6 protein-coding genes are annotated in these 3,567 nt (G+C 28.6%); all 6 read left to right on the top strand.

The window, feature by feature from the left end:
* The first annotated feature begins 137 nt into the window (after positions 1-137).
* The 6 genes from B0A57_RS07880 to B0A57_RS07860 all read left to right on the top strand — a co-directional run bounded on the left by B0A57_RS07880 (position 138) and on the right by B0A57_RS07860 (position 3,473).
* Positions 138-1,775: a S41 family peptidase gene (locus B0A57_RS07880; RefSeq protein ID WP_034099494.1), complete on the top strand. Its 1,638-nt coding sequence runs from the start codon at positions 138-140 to the stop codon at positions 1,773-1,775.
* Positions 1,776-2,015: 240 nt separating this feature from the next.
* Positions 2,016-2,207: a WG repeat-containing protein gene (locus tag B0A57_RS07875; protein WP_034099492.1), complete on the top strand. Its 192-nt coding sequence runs from the start codon at positions 2,016-2,018 to the stop codon at positions 2,205-2,207.
* Positions 2,168-2,458, top strand: a complete 291-nt coding sequence (locus tag B0A57_RS12460) for a WG repeat-containing protein (RefSeq protein ID WP_123960881.1) — start codon at positions 2,168-2,170, stop codon at positions 2,456-2,458. Before B0A57_RS07875 ends, B0A57_RS12460 begins: the two co-directional genes overlap by 40 nt.
* A 6-nt stretch (positions 2,459-2,464) precedes the next feature.
* Positions 2,465-2,770: a WG repeat-containing protein gene (locus B0A57_RS12455; protein ID WP_123960879.1), complete on the top strand. Its 306-nt coding sequence runs from the start codon at positions 2,465-2,467 to the stop codon at positions 2,768-2,770.
* A gap of 101 nt (positions 2,771-2,871) precedes the next feature.
* Positions 2,872-3,105, top strand: coding sequence for a hypothetical protein (locus B0A57_RS07865; RefSeq protein ID WP_034099490.1), 234 nt, complete (start codon positions 2,872-2,874; stop codon positions 3,103-3,105).
* Positions 3,102-3,473, top strand: coding sequence for a WG repeat-containing protein (locus B0A57_RS07860; RefSeq protein WP_038467025.1), 372 nt, complete (start codon positions 3,102-3,104; stop codon positions 3,471-3,473). The genes B0A57_RS07865 and B0A57_RS07860 overlap by 4 nt, the downstream gene beginning before the upstream one ends.
* Positions 3,474-3,567: the final 94 nt, after the last annotated feature.

Below are 3,567 nucleotides of genomic sequence, written 5' to 3'. Positions count from 1 at the left end.
TTTATATAATCTGTAGAAATCCTTGAAATCTGTGGTGTAAAAAAAACTATCGTACTTTACTATATTAAATAATTTGTTACACAGTACTAATTTGTAAAAGTATTAGTAATTTAGTCCTCAATATCAAAATATAAAAAATGATTTCACTTTTCAAGAAAAAATACATATTCCCAGTAATAGCAAGTGCTTTTTTATTTATTGGAGCAAGTTTCAGAGAAGACTTTTTCGAAATTGCCAAGCAAATAGAAATCTTTACCACATTATTCAAAAATCTCAATATGAACTATGTTGACCAGACAAATCCAGGAGAATTAATGGATAAGGCAATAAAAAGCATGTTGGCACAACTAGATCCGTACACCAACTATTTTACCGAGCAAGATGTTGTAAAAGCCAAGATAAACAACACAGGCGAATATACAGGAATTGGGGCAATATTATCCAGAAAAGAAGGAAAACTCATTGTTCGCGAACCCTACAAAAATTACCCAGCAGACAAAGCTGGATTAAAAGCTGGCGACGAAATAATTCAAATTGGCGATGTAAATCTAATCGATTTCAAAGACGATGCAACACAATTATTAAAAGGAGGAAAAAACACAAAAATCGATTTAAAATACAAACGAAACGGCGAAACAAAAACCACACAACTTATCTTAGAAGAAGTAGAAATAAAAGCCGTACCCTTTTTTGGAAAAATAGACGACAAAACAGGCTATATTGTTTTAGAAAAATTTAATGCAAAAGCATCATCAGAAACAAAAGAAGCACTCGAAAAACTAAAAGAACAAGGTGCCACACAAATCATTCTAGATTTGCGAGGTAATCCAGGAGGATTACTATCAGAAGCAGTAAATGTATGTAACTTATTTGTAGCCAATAACGAAACCATTGTAACCACAAAATCACACATTGCAAAGCACAACAACACCTATAAAACAGCAAAAAATCCTACCGATTTAGACATACCATTAGCCATATTAGTAGATGGTCATAGTGCTTCGGCAAGCGAAATTGTGTCTGGCGCTTTGCAAGATTTAGACCGAGCCGTAATTATTGGTTCGAGGAGTTTTGGCAAAGGATTAGTACAGCGTTATGTCGATTTAACTTACGGAACCCAACTAAAAGTGACTATTTCTAGATATTATACGCCTTCCGGCAGATGTATTCAAGCTTTAGATTATACTAAAAAAGATGCAAACGGCAAAGCCATTCGTACCGAAGCCAAGAATTACAATGCTTTTAAAACCAGAAAAGGCCGTCCCGTTTTTGATGGTGGCGGTGTCCTACCAGATATAGAATTAGAAGAAGCCAAAACCAATACCATTATTGATGTTTTAACCAGAAACGATGCGATTTTTAACTTCGCAACCCAGTATTGTACTAAAAATTTAAATTTAGGCACCAAAATACCTGTTCTTACCGATGCAGATTTTATAGAATTCAAGAAATTCCTAAAATCTCAGTCTTTTTCTTTCGATACAAAAACTGATATAGCACTAAAAGAAATGCTCGAAGAAGCTAAAAAAGAAAAAATAGACACAGCCATAAAACTGCAATACGACGCCTTATTAGCTTCGTTGCAAAAAGCAGAAGACCTAGAAGTAGATAAAAACAAACCCGAAATACTAAACCTATTGCGTGACGAAATCATAACACGAAACCAATATAAAGAAGGATTGTATTTGTTTTATACTAAAAACAATTCCGAAATAAAAAAAGCAACACAATTGCTAAATAATACGGCTGCATATAATAAAATATTAAAAAAATAGGTGAAGGATTAGACCAGTTTTTGGGTTGGCAGATATTTTGGAAAAACGGACAAGAATCGAAAATAAATTAAAAAAAAAAACAGTGGAGAATGGTCAAAAACTGTTGGAGAAAATGGACTTAATTTAGTCCCAAAACATTGGCGGTAGTAATCTCTCAAAACCGCAAAAAACAAACATAATAATGAAAACACTGAAACTCTTTTTTTAATTTTTCCTTTCATAGCTATTGGTCAAAACAAGTTGAAAATCGAAATAGAGAAACTAAAACAAAACAGTAAATATGAATATGTTTATGCTTTCGAAAATAACTATGCGGTTTTTAGAACTTTTAACCACAAAATGGGCGTTATTAACAGCGCAGGAAATGTAGTTATTAAACCTGTTTTGCATATATTTATAACAAAAAAGGACTTAAGAATTTATTCGAAGTAGGAAATGAAATAAACAAAAAATTTAAAATAGGTTTTATCGATTTAAGAGGAAATATTAAAATTCCAATCATATATGATGATGTTTTTTACGTTAATAACGCTATAATAAGAGTTATAAAAGACAATAAAAATGGTGTTTTAGATACTTTAAACAATATTGTTTTACCAACTAAATTTGACAATATTTCACTTAACAATAATTTAATCATTGCACAAATTAAAGGAACAAAGGATCTTTATAATTTTCAATGAAAACAGATAAGTAATTTACAATTTACCGATATTTCAAATTTCACTAATAATAAGGCAATTGTTACTTTTCAAAACAAGTTAACTTCAATTATAGATAATACAGGAAATATTATTTTAAAAACTCTTAAGGATTTTAGTTTCGAAAAAGTTTTAAATGATGATATATATTTAGTAAAAAATAATTTAAACGCTAAAAAAGGAGTAATAAATTTAAAAGGCGAACTGATTATTAAATCTAAATATAATGAAATAGAACAAGTAAAGTCGTTTTTTATAGCTAAAATTAATAACAAAAAGGTTTTATTTCATTAACGGATTCAATTATTAAACCTTTTGATTATGATAAAATCTACTTCAGTTATTTTACAACCTCATTTGTTCTTAGGGACTACAAAGTTGGCGATAATTTTATTATGCAAAAAGACAATTTGTATGGTGTAATTAATCCGTATATTGTAAACGACATAATTCCATTACGGTATAAAAATATAATCACATTATTTGATAAGTATTATATAGTTCAGAATGCTGAAGATAAAAGTGGTTTGTTATTAGAAAATGGTGTAATGGTTCTAAAGGAAGAATATAAATTTTATAACAATTATGAAAATAAAATTTTTGCCACTAAAAAAACAAACAAATCTTGATTAATTTAGAAGACGAAAAATTTAGCGAAAAAGAAGTGTTTTTAGATGCGTTTGTGAAATTTAAGTATGAACAAGAATTCCTGAAAAATGCAAACCAAATATTTAAATTAAAAGGAAAATTTGGAGTTATTAATTATAAAAACATCATAGTTATTCCTTGTAAATATCAATTAATAGAGAATATTTATGATTCATACGAATTTATCGTAAAGAAAAACAACAAATATGGAGTAGTAAATTCAGAAAATAAAATAATTGAAAACATTGATTATGATCAATTTAATATATTAAAAGAATCAATATTATTTACAAAAACGAATAAAAAAACATTACGAAATATCGTACAAATAATTATAGGACGCTACTAACAGATACCAAGTGTTTGAGAAATACCACAAGCTACACGAATTTCTATTTATGAGCTTAAAAAATTAGTCTTATACCATTTAAAGTTTAAATTTA

Origin of the sequence: Flavobacterium psychrophilum DSM 3660 = ATCC 49418, from assembly GCF_002217405.1 — a bacterium.
In the GTDB taxonomy this organism is placed as follows: Bacteria; Bacteroidota; Bacteroidia; order Flavobacteriales; family Flavobacteriaceae; genus Flavobacterium; species Flavobacterium psychrophilum.
Note: the sequence above shows the minus strand (reverse complement) of the source record. Positions and strands in the feature narration are given on the sequence as shown.